12 protein-coding genes are annotated in these 14,908 nt (G+C 71.3%); 6 read left to right on the forward strand and 6 right to left on the reverse strand.

Translation table 11 applies throughout. The features are described from left to right. The first annotated feature begins 53 nt into the window (after positions 1–53). Both Psi01_RS16690 and Psi01_RS16695 read left to right on the forward strand, forming a co-directional pair. Positions 54–383: a DUF485 domain-containing protein gene (locus tag Psi01_RS16690; RefSeq protein ID WP_204064941.1), complete on the forward strand. Its 330-nt coding sequence runs from the start codon at positions 54–56 to the stop codon at positions 381–383. Next, the gene (locus tag Psi01_RS16695) at positions 380–1,990 is read left to right on the forward strand and encodes a monocarboxylic acid transporter (RefSeq protein WP_204064942.1); all 1,611 of its coding nucleotides are present in this window, start codon (positions 380–382) and stop codon (positions 1,988–1,990) included. Before Psi01_RS16690 ends, Psi01_RS16695 begins: the two co-directional genes overlap by 4 nt. A gap of 78 nt (positions 1,991–2,068) precedes the next feature. Here Psi01_RS16695 and Psi01_RS16700 read toward each other — a convergent pair whose 3' ends face one another. After that, positions 2,069–3,067, reverse strand: a complete 999-nt coding sequence (locus Psi01_RS16700; protein WP_204064943.1) for a M28 family metallopeptidase — start codon at positions 3,065–3,067, stop codon at positions 2,069–2,071. Between the two features lie 141 nt (positions 3,068–3,208). Next, on the reverse strand, positions 3,209–5,380 hold the full coding sequence (locus Psi01_RS16705; RefSeq protein ID WP_204064944.1) for a hypothetical protein: 2,172 nt from the start codon (positions 5,378–5,380) through the stop codon (positions 3,209–3,211). A 210-nt stretch (positions 5,381–5,590) separates the two neighbouring features. Between Psi01_RS16705 and Psi01_RS16710 the strand changes: the two genes are divergently transcribed. Then, positions 5,591–6,097 (forward strand): SigE family RNA polymerase sigma factor, encoded by a 507-nt coding sequence (locus Psi01_RS16710; RefSeq protein WP_204064945.1) that lies wholly within the window; start codon positions 5,591–5,593, stop codon positions 6,095–6,097. Continuing rightward, positions 6,094–7,029: a hypothetical protein gene (locus Psi01_RS16715; RefSeq protein WP_204064946.1), complete on the forward strand. Its 936-nt coding sequence runs from the start codon at positions 6,094–6,096 to the stop codon at positions 7,027–7,029. Before Psi01_RS16710 ends, Psi01_RS16715 begins: the two co-directional genes overlap by 4 nt. Before the next feature lie 157 nt (positions 7,030–7,186). On the opposite strand, the gene Psi01_RS16720 is transcribed toward Psi01_RS16715, so the two are convergent. Continuing rightward, positions 7,187–8,110, reverse strand: a complete 924-nt coding sequence (locus tag Psi01_RS16720; protein ID WP_204064947.1) for an aldo/keto reductase — start codon at positions 8,108–8,110, stop codon at positions 7,187–7,189. A 102-nt stretch (positions 8,111–8,212) separates the two neighbouring features. On the opposite strand from Psi01_RS16720, the gene Psi01_RS16725 reads away from it, so the two are divergent. Continuing rightward, positions 8,213–9,274: an alpha/beta hydrolase gene (locus Psi01_RS16725; RefSeq protein ID WP_204064948.1), complete on the forward strand. Its 1,062-nt coding sequence runs from the start codon at positions 8,213–8,215 to the stop codon at positions 9,272–9,274. A gap of 150 nt (positions 9,275–9,424) precedes the next feature. Here the strand turns inward: Psi01_RS16725 and Psi01_RS16730 are convergent, their stop codons facing one another. The 3 genes from Psi01_RS16730 to polX all read right to left on the reverse strand — a co-directional run bounded on the left by Psi01_RS16730 (position 9,425) and on the right by polX (position 14,158). Further along, positions 9,425–10,936, reverse strand: coding sequence for a WS/DGAT/MGAT family O-acyltransferase (locus tag Psi01_RS16730; RefSeq protein ID WP_204064949.1), 1,512 nt, complete (start codon positions 10,934–10,936; stop codon positions 9,425–9,427). Positions 10,937–11,169: 233 nt separating this feature from the next. Next, the gene (locus tag Psi01_RS16735; RefSeq protein ID WP_204064950.1) at positions 11,170–12,390 is read right to left on the reverse strand and encodes a sulfite oxidase; all 1,221 of its coding nucleotides are present in this window, start codon (positions 12,388–12,390) and stop codon (positions 11,170–11,172) included. Positions 12,391–12,469: 79 nt separating this feature from the next. Then, positions 12,470–14,158 (reverse strand): DNA polymerase/3'-5' exonuclease PolX, encoded by a 1,689-nt coding sequence (gene polX, locus Psi01_RS16740; protein ID WP_204064951.1) that lies wholly within the window; start codon positions 14,156–14,158, stop codon positions 12,470–12,472. 123 nt (positions 14,159–14,281) lie between these two features. Here polX and Psi01_RS16745 point away from each other — a divergent pair, with 123 nt between their 5' ends. After that, positions 14,282–14,893: an FMN-dependent NADH-azoreductase gene (locus Psi01_RS16745; RefSeq protein WP_204064952.1), complete on the forward strand. Its 612-nt coding sequence runs from the start codon at positions 14,282–14,284 to the stop codon at positions 14,891–14,893. Positions 14,894–14,908: the final 15 nt, after the last annotated feature.

Raw genomic sequence — 14,908 nt, forward strand, 5'->3', positions numbered from 1 at the left:
CGTCCGCTCCTACGTTGTTCGTGATCCACATCACATTTGCGGGAGGTCTCCTCGTGACCACCAGACAACATGACGCATCTGTCTACGAACAGGTGCAGGCCAGTGAACGTTTCCAGGAGCTGAAGCGCCACTTCCGATCGTGGACGTTCCCGATGACCGCGGCCTTCCTCGCGTGGTACCTGCTCTACGTGGTGTTGTCCGGCTGGGCGCGTGACTTCATGGGCATCAAGGTGCTGGGCAACATCAACGTCGGCCTGATCCTCGGTCTGCTCCAGTTCGTCTCCACGTTCTGGATCGCCTGGGCCTACTCCCGGCATGCGGAGAAGAAGCTCGACCCCATCGCCGACGAGATCCGCCACGAGATCGAGGGAAGGCCCGAATGAGCTCCCAGGCTCTGTCCACCGTCCTGTTCCTGCTCTTCGTCGCCGCGACGCTGGGCATCACGTTCTGGGCGAGCCGCCAGACCAAGACGGCCGCCGACTACTACGCCGGCGGGCGCTCCTTCAGCGGCGTGCAGAACGGCCTGGCGATCGGCGGCGACTACATGTCGGCGGCGAGCTTCCTGGGCATCGCCGGGCTCATCGCGCTCTACGGCTACGACGGGTTCCTGTACTCCATCGGCTTCCTGGTCGCCTGGCTGGTGGCGCTGCTGCTGGTCGCGGAGCTGATGCGAAACTCCGGCAAGTTCACCATGGCCGACGTGCTGGCCTTCCGGATGAGCCCGCGCCCGGTCCGCACCGCGGCGGGCGTCTCCACCATCACCGTGTCGATCTTCTACCTGCTGGCCCAGATGGTCGGCGCGGGTGCGCTGGTCGGCCTGCTGCTGGGGGTGACCGATCCGGCGGCCAAGGCGTGGACGATCGTCGGCGTCGGCGTCCTGATGATCGTCTACGTGGTCGTCGGCGGCATGAAGGGCACCACCTGGGTGCAGATCGTCAAGGCCGTGCTGCTCATGGGCGGCGCCACCCTGATCACCCTGCTGGTGCTCGGCAAGTACGGCTTCAACCTCTCGGGCCTGATGGGAGAGGCCGCCGCGCAGAGCAGCAACCCCACGACCTACACGGCCGGCGGCGGCAGGTACGCCACCGAGGCGCAGGGCCTGGCGGGCAAGCTCGACCTGATCAGCCTGGGCCTGGCCCTGGTCCTGGGCACCGCGGGACTGCCGCACATCCTGATCCGCTTCTACACCGTGCCCACCGCCAAGGACGCCCGCAAGTCGGTGCTGTGGGGCATCGGCATCATCGGCACCTTCTACCTGCTCACCCTCGTGCTGGGCTTCGGCGCGGCGGCGCTGGTGGGGAGCAAGACGATCGCGGCGCAGGACGCGGCGGGCAACACCGCGGCCCCGCAGCTCGCCCAGGCGGTCGGCGAGGCGATCTTCGGTGAGGTGGGCGGCACGATCCTGCTGGCCATCATCGCCGCGGTGGCCTTCGCCACGATCCTGGCGGTCGTCGCCGGTCTGACGCTGGCCTCCAGCTCCTCCTTCTCCCACGACCTGTACGCGCACGTGTTCAAGCGCGGCAACGCCACCGAGAAGGAGGAGGTCCTGGTCGCCCGGATCTCCGCCTTCGTCATCGGCGCGGTCTCCATCGGCCTCGGCATCCTCGCCCAGGGCCAGAACGTGGCCTTCCTGGTCGCGCTGGCCTTCGCGGTGGCCGCCTCGGGCAACCTGCCGGCGATCCTCTACAGCCTGTTCTGGAAGAACTTCAACACCGCGGGCGCGGTCTCGGCCATCTACGGCGGCCTGGTCTCCGCACTCGTCCTGGTGATCTTCTCGCCGGTCGTGTCGGGCAAGCCCACCTCGCTCTTCCCGGATGCGAACTTCGCCTGGTTCCCGCTGAGCAACCCTGGCCTGCTCTCGATCCCGATCGGCTTCCTGGCCGGATGGCTCGGCACCAAGCTCAGCAAGGAGTACAACGCGGCCAAGTACGCCGAGATCGAGGTCCGCTCCCTCACCGGCGTCGGCGCAGAGAAGGCCGTCGAGCACTGAATCCGGTCCGTCCCCGCCGCGGCGGGGACGGACCGGGGGCCACCCCCTCCGGCCGCTCGACGGCGGGGCCCGGTCGCGTCACGCGGCCGGGCCCTTCTGCGTGCCGGGCCCGTCCTCGTCCAGGCTGAGCATGAGAAGCGTGGCGAGGGTGAGGCGGGTCACCGCGGCCAGGTAGCCGTAGTCGAGCGTGTGCGCGTCGTCGGAGGTCTCGTGATAGTGCGGGTTGCCCTCGCCCTCGTAGGCGCCGATGGTGACGTGACCGCGGGCTTCGAAGGGCATGTAGTCGCTGGCGAAGATCGGGCCGAGCCGTACGGGCAGGGTCGTGTGGTCGGCGGCCGCCCGTGCCATGATCTCGCCGAACGCCTGTGAGTCGGCGTCGTTCCCGGGGACGGCGTTGCCCAGATCGCGTTCCACCGTGATCGAGCCGTCCGGAGGACGGAACCCAATCATGTCCAGATTTATCAGGCGATGTACGCGCGTACCGGCGAGCCCGAGCTGCGCGGCGTACGCGGAGGAGCCCCACAATCCCTGCTCCTCGCCGGAGAAGGCGACGAACTGGACGGTGTGCCGCAGGGGGACGTCACGCAGGATCCCGGCGATCTCCAGGACCGCCGCCACACCGCTGGCGTTGTCGTCGGCGCCGGGCGCCCTCGACGAGCTGTCGGACAGATCGGCCATCCGGCAGTCGTAGTGGGCGCACAGCACCACCACGGGACCGCTCCCGCCCGTGCCCGGCTTGACGCAGACGACGTTGTCGGCCGTGTGTCCCGAGCGGGTCCACGGCACCTTGGCCGCGTCGCCGTACCCGGCGGTCGTGAACCGGCCGACGAGCCACTCCGCGGCCGCCGCGAGGTTCGGCGAGAACGTGTGCCTGGTGTGGAAGGCCGTCAACGCCGTCACGTGCTCGCGCAGCCGGTCGGCGGAGACGAGCCGCACGAGCGCGGCGATGCGCTCGCCCGCCGGAGTGTCCGCCCGCTTGGCGGCGGGCGCCGGCATGAGCGCGCTCGGCGAGGGCGGGCGGCGCTTGTCGGGGACGGGATAGCCGTCGGAGGCGGGTGAGTCGTCCGGCCGCGTCATGGCGCCGCCGCCGATCGCCTGGATGGTGGTACGGATGCCGTCATGTCTCCGCCTCGGTCGGTGGTGATGGCGGGCGGGTGGAGCGCGCGGCCGTCGCCGCCGCGGACCGGAGCGTCCCCGCTCGGGAACCGGCGGCCGCGGCTACACGCTGCGCCGTCCGACGTTGTTGTCGTAGCGGACGATCCGGTCGTGCGGGACCGGCGTGGTGAGGGTCGCGGGGATCGCCGGATCCGCGGCGCCGTGGGCCACGGCGAGCAGGAGTTCGGGCCCGGCGGCCTGCGGTGTCCAGATGAACGGGCCGACCCGGGCGGCGCCGCCCGGCGGGATGGGACCGGTGACGGTGAGGGTGCCGAGCGGCTGGAAGTGCGTCGGCCAGATCATCTCCGTGCCCGTATCGCACCGGAAGGCCTCGACGGTGAAGGAGCCCGCCGCGGCCTCCTGGCTGCCGCGGTTGCGCAGGCGCACATACAGGTGGTTCGGCTGACCGCCGACCGGGGGCTGGTGTCCGAGCTCGGGGTCGTCTCCGTCCTCGGGGGCGGTGGTGCGCACCCAGATGTCCGGCGAGGTCCGGTGCGACACCGGGCCGGGGACGACACCGGTGTCCTCCTCGCTGTCGGTGATGTAGACGTCCACCGCCCGGGGCGCCCACAGCCCGCGCGCCGTGAAGACCGCGTCGAGCACTTTGCCGTGCAGGCCGCCGGTCAGCCGGTGGTCGGCGCTGATCATGCCCTGGGCGAGCTGGACGGCGTGGGCGGCGCCGGTGGAGGTGTTGTCGGGGACCAGGGTCAGCATCTCCACGAACGTCCTGATGACGGTGTCGGCGGCGCGCTGCCGCCGGTCCCGGTCGTCCGAGTCGCCGCCGAGCCCGAGATACGCCTGCCAGACGGCCGTGCCGAGCATCGAGTTGCGCAGGTTGGCGCCGTACCGGAAGAACGCGGCGTCGTCGAAGCGCTCGGCGCGGTCGAGAGTGCGCTCGGTGCTCCAGCGGTCGATGGCGTTGTTGTCGAAGGGGAAGGTCTCGGCGCGCCGGTGCCGGGCCATGCTGACGCTGTCCCGGAAGACCGCCGCGATGGCGTCGCAGAAGCTGTGCTCGTAGGACCCCGAGCCGCCGTGGTTGCTGTCGAGGAAGTCGAACACGCCGTGGAGGTACTCGTGGAGGATCACCCCCGCGTCCGCGGCGTCCGGCGTGCCGCCCTCGCCGAAGCGGATCCGCGGCGGGTCCCCCGGCACCCACTGGCTGTTGTCGTGCCCGTTGAGCCCCTGCGGATCCACGTCGACGCGCCGCATGTTCGCGTTGAGCGCGGGGTGACCGAGCCCGCGGAGGTAGCGGGCGAAGGTGTCGAGCCAGTAGTACGCGTTGGCGCTGAGGAAGCGCCGGTCGGCGGGATGGGTCTGGTAGGCGAAGTCGGGGGTGGCCTCCCCGGGCTGGGGGAAGGCGGGCGCGTCCCAGTCGACGCAGCGGAACCACTCGCCCTCCAGCGTGAACGCGCCGCCGGAGGCCGGGTTGACCTCGGCCTGCGCCGTGTGCCGGAAGGCGTCCAGCGCGTCCGCCGGGGAGGCCGAGCTCAGCGTGGCGTCGTCGGACTCGGTCACCGGATCGGGCATGAAGACCCGGAGGTTGGCGGTGACGTACTTGCCGAGCAGGGCCACCCACAGCACCTCGGCGGACAGGGCGTCCACGACCACGCTGAACTGCTCGTAGGGCTCGCCGGTCCGCACCCGGCAGTCGTAGACCAGGTGGACGAGGCCGTCGGCCTCGGTGCCCGTGCGCAGCAGCGAGAGCGGCGCGGTCGGATAGTCGTGCTCGGGCAGCGGCGGCCTGTGGTCGTCCCGTGTGTAGCCCAGGGTCCGCCCGGTCACCTCGGCGGTGGCCGCGTACCCCGCGAACGGGGCCACGGCCGCCGCGCCGACCTCGTCGAAGGGTCTGGCCTGTCCGGGGTCGGGCGCCGAGGCGAGCTGCTCGTCGGTGGAGTTGTCCACGTTCGTGACGCTCGCGAGCCGGATGTCGGCGACGGCGTGCACCCCCGAGCCGAAGACCGGCAGGCCGTTGTGGAACTGCTGGTACCTGATGCGCAGCGTGTTGACGCCCTCGGCGGAGTCGGCCTCGCGAAGGTCCAGGCCGGCGGTCTTCATCTCGCCGGCCCGTCCCGACATGAACTCCTCGATGGCGGCGCGGGCCGAGGAGGCCCGCCGCCGCGTCCCGGCCGGATCGTCGTACCGGCGCAGGACGTCGTCGTGGACCGTGTCTCCGACGTCGGGCGCGACGCGCAGGGGATCCGCGGCGCCGTCACTCGGTTGCTGGTTGCTCGCCATGGCACGCGCTCCCTGATGGGTCGAAGACCGATGCGACGGAGAAGGAGAGTCGGCAGTGGCTTCTCACCCTAGGAACGGCGGTGCCGTCACCGCTTCCGTGGGGGACCTAGGGATTTCCCTAAGCGCCCGTGTACGAACCGGACGTGTCGCCGCGCACCATAGATCCGTCGGCTCCCCTGCGTCTAATGGTGCGAGATACGAGGAGAGCCCTTGCACCCTGACCATCAGCGCGACTTCACCGAGTTCGTCGTCAGGCGATCCGACAGCTTGATCAGGCTCGCCTACGTCCTGACCAACGACCAGCACGCCGCCGAGGACCTGCTTCAGACGGCACTGGCCAAGACGGTCGCCCACTGGCGGCGTATCCGGGACAACCCGGAGGCATACGTGCGCCGCGTCATGTACCACGAACAGGTCGGGCGGTGGCGCAGCCCGCGCTGGGGCCGCGAACGCGTGCTCGAAGCACCTCCCGATCACGGCGTGGCCGACCGCACCGGCGAGGTGGAGACCCGCATCACGCTGGCCGAGGCGTTACGGATCCTGCCCGCGCGCAAACGAGCGGTGCTGGTGCTGCGCTACTACGAAGATCTCCCGGAGTCCGAGGTCGCCAAGATCATGGGCTGCTCGGTGGGCACCGTACGCAGCCAAACCCATCAAGCCGTCGGCCGCCTGCGCGAGCTGGTCGGCGAGACCGTCCTGTTGGAGGGACTGCAGTGACCATCGACGAACGGCGGATCGCCGAAGAGCTGCGCCTGATGGCCGGTGAAGCCGCCCCCGTAGACCCGCGGGTTTATGCCAGGCGGACTCTCACCCGGCACCGGCACCGGCGCCGGGCGTGGTCGGTCGCCGGTCTCACGGCGGTGAGCGTGGCCGCCGCGGTCACCGCCACGGTGGTCGCGACGGTGATCCTGTCCTCCCCGGGCACCACCGGCCCGGACACCACGGCCGGTGTGGCCGCCCTGCCGGACAACACCTCCGAGCAGCTGCGGCTCGTACGCGAGTGCATGCCCCGGGGCGGGCCGGTGCACGACATGGACGGCGACCGGCGGATCGCCGAGCACGGGGCGGCTGAGGACTTCCGGGTGCTGGTGGAGTACCGGGACAAGGGCGGGAGCACTGCCCTGGTGGGCAGTGAGGCCGGTTTCGTGCTCTGCACGCCGACCGATCAGAAGGACATGGCCGAGCGTGCGGTCTTCACCTACTGGGGGTTCGAGCCGCCCGGGAACCTGGCCGGGCTCTCCGGTGATCTGCAGCTGGACGCGTACACCGGCCACACGCATTCGTACACCGCCGGCGAGCAGCGGTCACAGAAGGACGACGTGTACCGGGTCGTCGCCGGGCGGGTCAGCGACGCCGTGCGGCGGGTCGAGGTCGACTGGGCGGACGGGCGGCGTACGGCGGCGCGGATCGCCAACGGGTTCTTCATCGTACGGATCATCGGCAGGCCGGTGCGCGACTCCGGAGACCCTGGGAGTTCCGGAGACCCTGGGAGTTCCGGAGACCTTGGGAGTTCCGGAGACTCTGCGAATGAGGAGGCCGCGACCCTGGATTCGCCGCCCGTCACGGTGACGGCGTACGGGGCCGACGGGAAGGTGCTGCAGCAGGAGAAGGACGTCGCGTTCGGGCCGCTGGGGCGCGGCAGCGGCTGACGGCATCAGACAGCCGCTGGAGTCGCGACGGGCCAGTGTCTCCCTCCCGGTTCCCGGTCCCCGGTCCCGGCCACGGTGTGGCCGGGACCTTTCGCCGGAGCCTCGCATCGAGGCCCTTCGCCGGGTCCTCGCCGCCGGACCCCTCACGCGGGCGCGGTCAGCGGGAGGCGTCGTCCAGCAGCGCGAGCTCGTCCTCGTCCAGGGTCACCTCGGTGGCCGCCAGCAGCGGGCGGAGCTGCTCGACGTTGCGGGCGCTGGCGATCGGCGCGGCCACGGTGGGCTGGGCGGCCAGCCAGGCCAGCGCGATGGCCGCCGGGACGGTGTCGTGGGCGACGGCCACCTTGTCCAGGGCCTCCAGGACGCGGGGCCCGCGCTCGGTGGCGAGGTACTCCGAGGCCTTGCCGGCGCGCGGGCTGTCGACCTGCACCCCTGACCGGTACTTGCCGGTCAGGAAGCCGCGGGCCAGCCCGTAGTACGGCGTGCTGGTCAGCCCGGCGCCGGCCACCACCTCGCGCAGCGCGCCCTCGTAGCCGCGCTCGACCAGGTTGTACTGCTGCTGCACCACTCCGTAGCGGGCCAGGCCCTCCCGCTCGGAGACGGCCAGCGCCTCGGCCAGCCGGTCGGCCTCGTAGTTGGAGGCGCCGATGTTGCGGATCTTGCCCTCGCGGATCAGCGCGTCGAAGGTGGCGAGGGTCTCCTCCAGCGGAGTCTCCTCGTCGTCGATGTGCGCCCAGTACAGGTCGATGGAGTCGGTCTGCAGGCGGCGGAGCGAGTCCTCCACGGCCGCCCGGATGTTCGCCTCCGACAGGCCCGGGCGGCTGTCCAGCATGCCGACCTTGGTCGCGAGCACGATCCGGTCGCGGTTGCGGCGGGAGGTCATCCACTCACCGATGATCGTCTCCGACTCGCCGCCCGCGTGCCCGGAGACCCAGCGGGAGTAGACGTCGGCGGTGTCGATGAAGTTACCGCCAGCCTCGACGTACGCGTCCAGGACGGCGAAGGAGGCCTCCCGGTCGGCGGTCCAGCCGAAGACGTTGCCGCCGAGGCAGAGCGGGAAGAGGTTCAGCTCAGAAAAGCTCATGGTCGCCACTCTATTGCCGAGTAGTCACTCACTTTCGGGGCAGCCTCCGAGATCGGCGGGACGTTATTATTTTCCGCGTCAATAAGACGGTCGGAGGCTCGCATGGCACCCGGTTCGCGACTGCGCGGATTCCTCGTCGGCGCCGTGGTCGTGGTCGGGCTGTTCGTCCTGGTGGTGGCCGCCACGATCGCACTGATCACCAACCAGCGCCGGCCGATCGCCGAGCCCGGCACCCCCTCCGCCTCCGCCACGTCCGGCCGGCCGGCCGGGAGCCCGGCCCCCGAGGCTCCCAAGGACCCCGAGGGCATCGAGGTGGTGGGAGAGCGGAGGCTGGGCGAGCGCCGCATGGAGCTGACCCTGCGCTCCACCGCCCTCGCCGACGTCACCAGGGTACGGCTGCTGCTGCCCCGGGGCTGGTCCCGCGACGCCGGGCGGACCTGGCCGTCGCTGTGGCTGCTCCACGGCGGCCTGGACGACTATCAGGCGTGGTCGAGGTCGGACGTCGAGCGGCTCACCGAGGACGCGCAGGTCATCGTGGTGATGCCGGACGGGGGCAGGTGCGGCAGCTACTCCGACTGGTACAACGGCGGCGACGGCGGCCCGCCCCGCTGGGCGACCTACCACCTCAAGGAGCTGCTGCCACTGCTGGAGAGCCGCTACGCGGCGAACGGGGAGCGGGCGGTCGCCGGGTACTCCATGGGCGGCCAGGGCGCGATGCTGTACGCCGCGAGCGGGAACTTCAAGGCCGCCGCCTCCTTCAGCGGGGCCGTGCACACCCTGCTGCCCGGGGTGGACATCGCCGTGATGCTCGGCACCACCGCGGGGTGCTTCGGCACCGACTGGAAGCGCATCTGGGGCGACCCGCGCGGCGACCGCGAGGTCTGGGAGGAGCACAACCCCTACCACCGGGCGGCCGAGCTGCGCGGGGTCCGCCTCTACGTGGCCGCGGGCGACGGGCGCAAGCGGGAGGGCGAGCTCTTCGGCGACATCACCGAGGAACTCGCCCACAAGGCGGGCAGCGCCTTCGCCGGGCGGCTGCGGGAGCTCGGCATCCCCGTGGAGACGCACTTCTACCGCGGCCGCCACAACATGACCTACTGGAACAGGGAGCTGCGCCGGACGCTGCCGATGCTCCTGGAGTCCGTCGGCGCGAAGGCCGGCTGAGACGGGGACCGCCCGGTCGCGCCGGTCTCCCGGCCGCCACGGCCGGGGGCGTGAGCCGCGCGGGCACGCCCCCGCGAAACGGGTGCCCGCGCGCTCGGCCCGGCCCCGGCCCGCCCCTCGCCCCCGGGCCGGGACCGGGCTGTCCGCGGTTCAGGCCGGGACCGGCTCACTGGCCGGACGGGAGGCAGGCGCGGGGCGGATCCCGCCGGAGACGCCCCGCGCGTCGGCCAGCTCCACGAGCTCGTCCATCGCCTCCTGGATGTGCCCCATCAGCCGCCAGGCGTCCTCCACCCGCTCCGGGCAGGTGACGACACCGAAGTCGAGCGAGCCGTCGTAGGAGAAGCAGGTGATGTTGACCCCGCCGCTCACGTCGGTGAGCACCGACATCGGGTAGTAGGCCGTCATCCGGGCCCCGCACAGGTACAGCGGGAACTGCGGCCCCGGCACGTTGGAGACGATCAGGTTGACCGGGGGCGCCGCCATCGAGGCCAGCCGGAAGATCGCGGGCGTGGCCAGCGCGGTCACCGTCGCCGGCACCATCGAGGACAGCTCGTCCGGCCAGTTCGTCGGGGAGCGGGCGAAACGGCGCTTGGCGGCGCGCATCGCCGCGCCCGCGGCCAGCAGGCGCTCGCGCGGGCAGTCGAGGTCGGTGGGCATCGGGGCGAGCATGGCCGACAGCTGGTTGCCCACCGTCTCCCGGGCGCTGGCCGTACGGACCGCCACCGGGACCGCGGCGATCAGCGGCCGGTCCGGCAGCGCGTCGTGCTCGCGCAGCCAGGAGCGCAGGGCCGAGGCGCACAGGGCCATGACCACGTCGTTGACGCTGATCTCGAAGGTCCTGGCCACCCGCTTGACGTCGGCCAGCGGGACCGAGCCGTAGGAGAAGCGCCGCTCGGCGGTGATCGGGCCGTTGAACGGGGTGCGGGGGGCCGACAGCGAGGGCGGCTCGGGCAGGTCCCCGGCGCCCCCCGTGAGCCTGCGGGTCGCGGCGGCTACCAGTTTGGCGCCGGGCAGGGTGGCGACGATCGGGATCACGTCGAGATCGGCCGCAGCCCGGCCCAGGGAGCGCAGCACGCGCACCGGGTGGGTCACCGTCCGGGCGAGCGCCCCGGCGAGCATCATGACCGTCCCGGGAGCGGAGGCCGGCGCGCGCTCGGCGGGCGGGTCGACCGTGCGGATCTCGGGGGTGAGGTCCAGCAGCGCGGCCAGGGTCTCCGCGCCGGAGACCCCGTCGACGGCGCAGTGGTGGACCTTGGCGTACATGGCGATCCTGCCGCCGGTGAGGCCGTGGATCAGGTGCATCTCCCACAGCGGGCGGTCGCGGTCCAGGCGCCGTTCGTGGAGCCTGGCGACCGCGTCGGCGAGCTGGGACTCGTCACCCGGCATCGGCAGGATGGTCTCGTGCACGTGGTCGGCGACGTCGAAGGAGTCGTCCTCGGTCCAGTACGGGCGGTCGAGGCCGAAGGGCACGTCGGCCAGGCGCATGCCCAGCGCCGGGATCAGGTGCAGCCGGTCGCGCAGCAGCGTGACTAGCGCCTCCCGCGTGACCGTGCCCGCCGGGGAGCCGGCCGGATCCAGGACCGCGACGCCGGCGACATGAGCGGAGGTGGTGGCCGATTCCGTGTGCAGGAACTGCGCGTCGAGCGAGGTCAGCTGGCGCATCGTCTCGGACCTCCGGGGTTAATAAGGCGGCGACGGATGGGGGTAATCATCGCGCCGGTTCGTTTCCCCTACGTTTCACCGGTGCGACCGCAGGAGTATTTCAGATGAAATCAGTGGATCGGAACGCCGATAGTGGTAACACGTCTTGCCTGATCAGTGGACACGCGCGCCGTACAGCGAAAACATTATCGGCGGTACGGGAAGGTAATATTTGTGTGTGACTGACCTATCAGTCAGGCGTTTATCACCGTCACGGGATGGTGTGCGACCGCACCGAAGAGATAACCCAGTGCGTTATACGGCGTGCTTTCGCCCTGGACCGTTCCGGTCGCGTCGGCGGCCCGGGCCAGCAGGGTGTGCGGGCCGGTCGCCCGCGGTTTCCAGGTGATGTGCCAGCGCCTCCAGGCCGCGGCGACGTCCGCCCCGTGCAGCACGGCCCGCTGCCAGGTGAGGCCGCCGTCGAGGCTCACCTCGACCCCCGTGATCCGGCCCCCGCCCGACCAGGACCGGCCGTGCAGCACGTGCGGGCGACCGGCGGCCAGCACGGCTCCCCAGGGGAGCTCGAAGGCGCTGCGCAGGTCCCGGACGGTCAGCGGCTCGCTGCCCCGCGGCGGGTGCCCGCCGCCGAACATCCGGTAGAACTCCGTGCTCCACGGGGAGGTCAGCGGCGAGGTGGAGACCTCGATGTCGCCCACCCACTTGATCGAGGCCAGGCCGATCCACGACGGGACGACCAGCCGGACCGGGTACCCGTGGTCGGGCGGGAGCGGGTGGCCGTTCATCTCGTAGGCGAGGATCACGTCGTCGAGCGCCTTGGCGACCGGGATCGCCCGCCGTACCCGGCCGTGGTCGACGCCGTCGGCGACGTAGGCGGGGTCGAGCCCGGTGGCCATCACGTCGACGGCGCCGGGGTGGAGCCCGGCCCGCTCCAGCACCGCGGCCAGCGGCACCCCGCGCCAGCGGGCCACCCCGACGGCGCCCAGCCGCCACGGGGTGCCGTGGACCTCTTGGTGCTGCTGGCCGGTGAAGAGGCTGCGGCCGTTGCCCGCGCACTCGATGGCCACATCACGTGTCACCGCCGGCATCGAGAGCAGCTCGCGGTAGTCGAAGGCGCGCGGCCTCCGAAGTCCGGAGCCGTGCAGGAGCAGCCGCCAGGCCGTCACGTCGATGATCGGCGTGACGGTGTGGTTGCGCACGAAGAAGCGGTCGGCCGGCACGTGGTAGCCGGCGCCGCGCATGGCCTCCCAGCGCATCTCGGCGTTGGTGTCGTGCACGACGAACAGCTCCGGCGGCAGCGGCTTGACGATCCCGTGGACGGGCGCCTCCCCGCCGGGAGCCGTCCCGTCCGACGGGGGTGTCCGGGCCGGATCGACGGGCACGCTTGTGGCGGCCGCCCGCTCCGGGGTCGTCGTGCCTGCCCGGGCGGTCCGGCCGATCAGGTCGTCGTACGCCATGTGGCACCTCCCCTTCCACTGTCATCTATTTCCTACCAGGAAACCATGTAATCCGGAGGGAGGGGGAGGGAACCGTCTCCTAACCGCCCAGGAAGTCCAGCAGCCGGTCGAGCGGCCAGGCGTTGATCACGTCGTCCGCGGTCAGCCAGGCGCGCTGGGCGACGCCGACGCCGAAGCGCCGGTTCTCCAGATGGGGGACCGCGTGGGCGTCGCTGTCGATGGAGAACTTCACGCCGTGATGGCGCGCCAGCCGTACGAGGTCGGCGGGCAGGTCGGAGCGGTCGGGGAAGGAGTCGATCTCCATCGCGGTGCCGGTGCGGGCGGCGGCGCGGAAGACCTCGTCCCAGTCGGCGTCCACCGGCGGGCGCCGGCCGATCAGCCGGGTCGTGGGGTGGCCGATGACGTGGACGTGCGGGTTCTCGCACGCGGTGACGAAACGCCGGGTCATCTCCTCGCGGGACTGGGTGAAGTGCGAGTGCACGCTGGCCACGCAGACGTCGAAGCCCGCCAGGACCTCGGCGGGCCAGTCGACCGAGCCGTCGGGCCCGATGTTGAGCTCGGCTCCGTGCAGGATCCGCATGTCCGGATATCTACCCTGCAGCTCGCGGATCCGCTCGCGCTGCTCCAGCATTTTCTCCAGCGTCATGCGGTGCATGGCCAGATCGGGGGCGTGGTCGGTCACCGCGTAGTAGGAGTGGCCCAGCGCGTGGGCGGCGGCGACCATCTCCTCCAGCGAGGCGATGCCGTCGGTCAGGTTGGTGTGGGTGTGCAGGTCGCCCTTGAGGTCCTGCAGGGTGACCAGCTCGGGCAGCGCGCCCTTCAGCGCGGCGGGGATCTCCCCGCCGTCCTCGCGCAGGGTCGGGGGGATCCACTCCATGCCCAGGGCCTGGTAGATGTCCTCCTCCGACTCGGCGGCGATCAGCCGGTCGCCGTCGAACAGGCCGTACTCGGAGAGCTTCCAGCCCTTCTTGACGACGATCTCGCGCAGGTGCACGTTGTGCGCCTGGGACCCGGTGAAGTACTGCAGGCCGGCGCCCCACGACTCGGCCGGGACCAGCCGCAGGTCCACCTGCAGGCCCTGCGGGGTGCGGATCGAGGTCTTCTTCTCGCCCGAGGCGATGACCTCCGCGACGTACGGCTGCGCCTTGAAGTCGTCCATCAGGCTCTCGGGGCCGACCGCGAGGATGTCGATGTCGCCGACGGTGTCCTTCATCCGGCGCAGGGACCCGGCGTAGGCGATGCGCTCGGCCCCGCCCTCCAGCGAGGCAATGATCCGCTCGGCCAGGTCCATCGCCACGCCGGTGTGCACCCGGGTGTTGGCCTGTTCGAGCTGCTCGACGCCGCGCAGCAGGTTCTCCTCCGTCTTGGCGCCGAAGCCCTTGACCCCCTTGAGCCGGCCCTGCTTGATCGCCTCGGTGAGGGCCTCGGGGGAGTCGATGCCGAGCTCCTGGTGGAGGAAGACCGCCTTCTTCGGGCCCAGGGAGGGCACCCGGGTCAGCCTCCGCACCCCCTCGGGGACCTTGCCGCGCAGGTCGTCGAGCTGCCGGAAGCTGCCCCGTTGGAGGTATTCCTCGACCTTCTTGGCGATCGCCTCGCCGACCCCCGGCACGCTGCGCACGGGCACGGCCGCGATGTCCTCGGGGAAGCCCGCGATGGCCTTGGCCGCCTTCTGGTAGCTGCGCACCCGGAACGCGTCGCCGCCCGTCATCGCGAACAGCTCGGCGTATTCCTCCAGGGCCGCGGCCACATCGTCATTCGCTCTCGCCATGGGCTCAGCCTAGAAGATCGCACCGACGTTTCCCGGCCCCCTCTTGACGAAACGGACTGCGGTCCGTATCTTCTCGAGAAGAAGCGGACTATAGTCCGATTTATCGTTCAGGAGGACGGACCCATGAGACTGCTGCACATCTCCGCCTCGCCGCGGGGCCCCCGGTCGGAGTCGCTGGCGATCGCCGAGGAGTTCCTCGCCGCCTACCGGCGCACCCACCCCGGCGCCGAGATCGACCACTTCGACCTGTGGGACGGCACGCTGCCCGCCTTCGGCCCCGAGGCCGCGGCCGCCAAGATGGCCCTGTTCGCCGGGCAGACCCCCGAGGGGGACGCCTGGGAGGCGGCGGTCAGGACGTTCGAGCGCTTCGACTCCCACGACGCCTACCTGTTCGGCGTCCCGATGTGGAACTCGGGCGTGCCGTACGTCCTGAAGCAGTTCATCGACGTCGTCAGCCAGCCCGGCATGGTCTTCGGCTTCGACGCGGAGACCGGCTACATCCCGCTGCTGAAGGGTAAGAAGGCCGCCGTCGTCTACACCAGCGCGGTCTGGGCGCCCGGCCTGCCGCCCGGCTTCGGCGCCGACTTCCAGGCGCCGTTCTTCGACGGCTGGCTGCGCTGGGCCGGGATCACCGACATCACCGACATCCGCTACCACCCGACGGTGACCGGCGACGCCGAGCTGGAGCGCAAGAAGGCCCTGGCCCGCGCCCGCGAGGTCGCCGCCGCGTTCTGACCCGATCCGGCGGGC

The organism is Paraplanobispora siamensis (assembly GCF_016863175.1).
GTDB classification, from domain to species: domain Bacteria; phylum Actinomycetota; class Actinomycetes; order Streptosporangiales; family Streptosporangiaceae; genus Planobispora; species Planobispora siamensis.

What these genes read in the sequence shown, in the direction of transcription:
- Psi01_RS16695 (WP_204064942.1), top strand. Translation starts at nt 380, where the DNA reads ATGAGCTCCCAGGCTCTGTCCACCGTCCTGTTCCTGCTCTTCGTCGCC.
- Psi01_RS16700 (WP_204064943.1), bottom strand. Translation starts at nt 3,067, where the DNA reads ATGACGCGGCCGGACGACTCACCCGCCTCCGACGGCTATCCCGTCCCC.
- Psi01_RS16705 (WP_204064944.1), bottom strand. Translation starts at nt 5,380, where the DNA reads ATGGCGAGCAACCAGCAACCGAGTGACGGCGCCGCGGATCCCCTGCGC.
- Psi01_RS16720 (WP_204064947.1), bottom strand. Translation starts at nt 8,110, where the DNA reads ATGAGCTTTTCTGAGCTGAACCTCTTCCCGCTCTGCCTCGGCGGCAAC.
- Psi01_RS16725 (WP_204064948.1), top strand. Translation starts at nt 8,213, where the DNA reads ATGGCACCCGGTTCGCGACTGCGCGGATTCCTCGTCGGCGCCGTGGTC.
- Psi01_RS16730 (WP_204064949.1), bottom strand. Translation starts at nt 10,936, where the DNA reads ATGCGCCAGCTGACCTCGCTCGACGCGCAGTTCCTGCACACGGAATCG.
- Psi01_RS16735 (WP_204064950.1), bottom strand. Translation starts at nt 12,390, where the DNA reads ATGGCGTACGACGACCTGATCGGCCGGACCGCCCGGGCAGGCACGACG.
- polX (WP_204064951.1), bottom strand. Translation starts at nt 14,158, where the DNA reads ATGGCGAGAGCGAATGACGATGTGGCCGCGGCCCTGGAGGAATACGCC.
- Psi01_RS16745 (WP_204064952.1), top strand. Translation starts at nt 14,282, where the DNA reads ATGAGACTGCTGCACATCTCCGCCTCGCCGCGGGGCCCCCGGTCGGAG.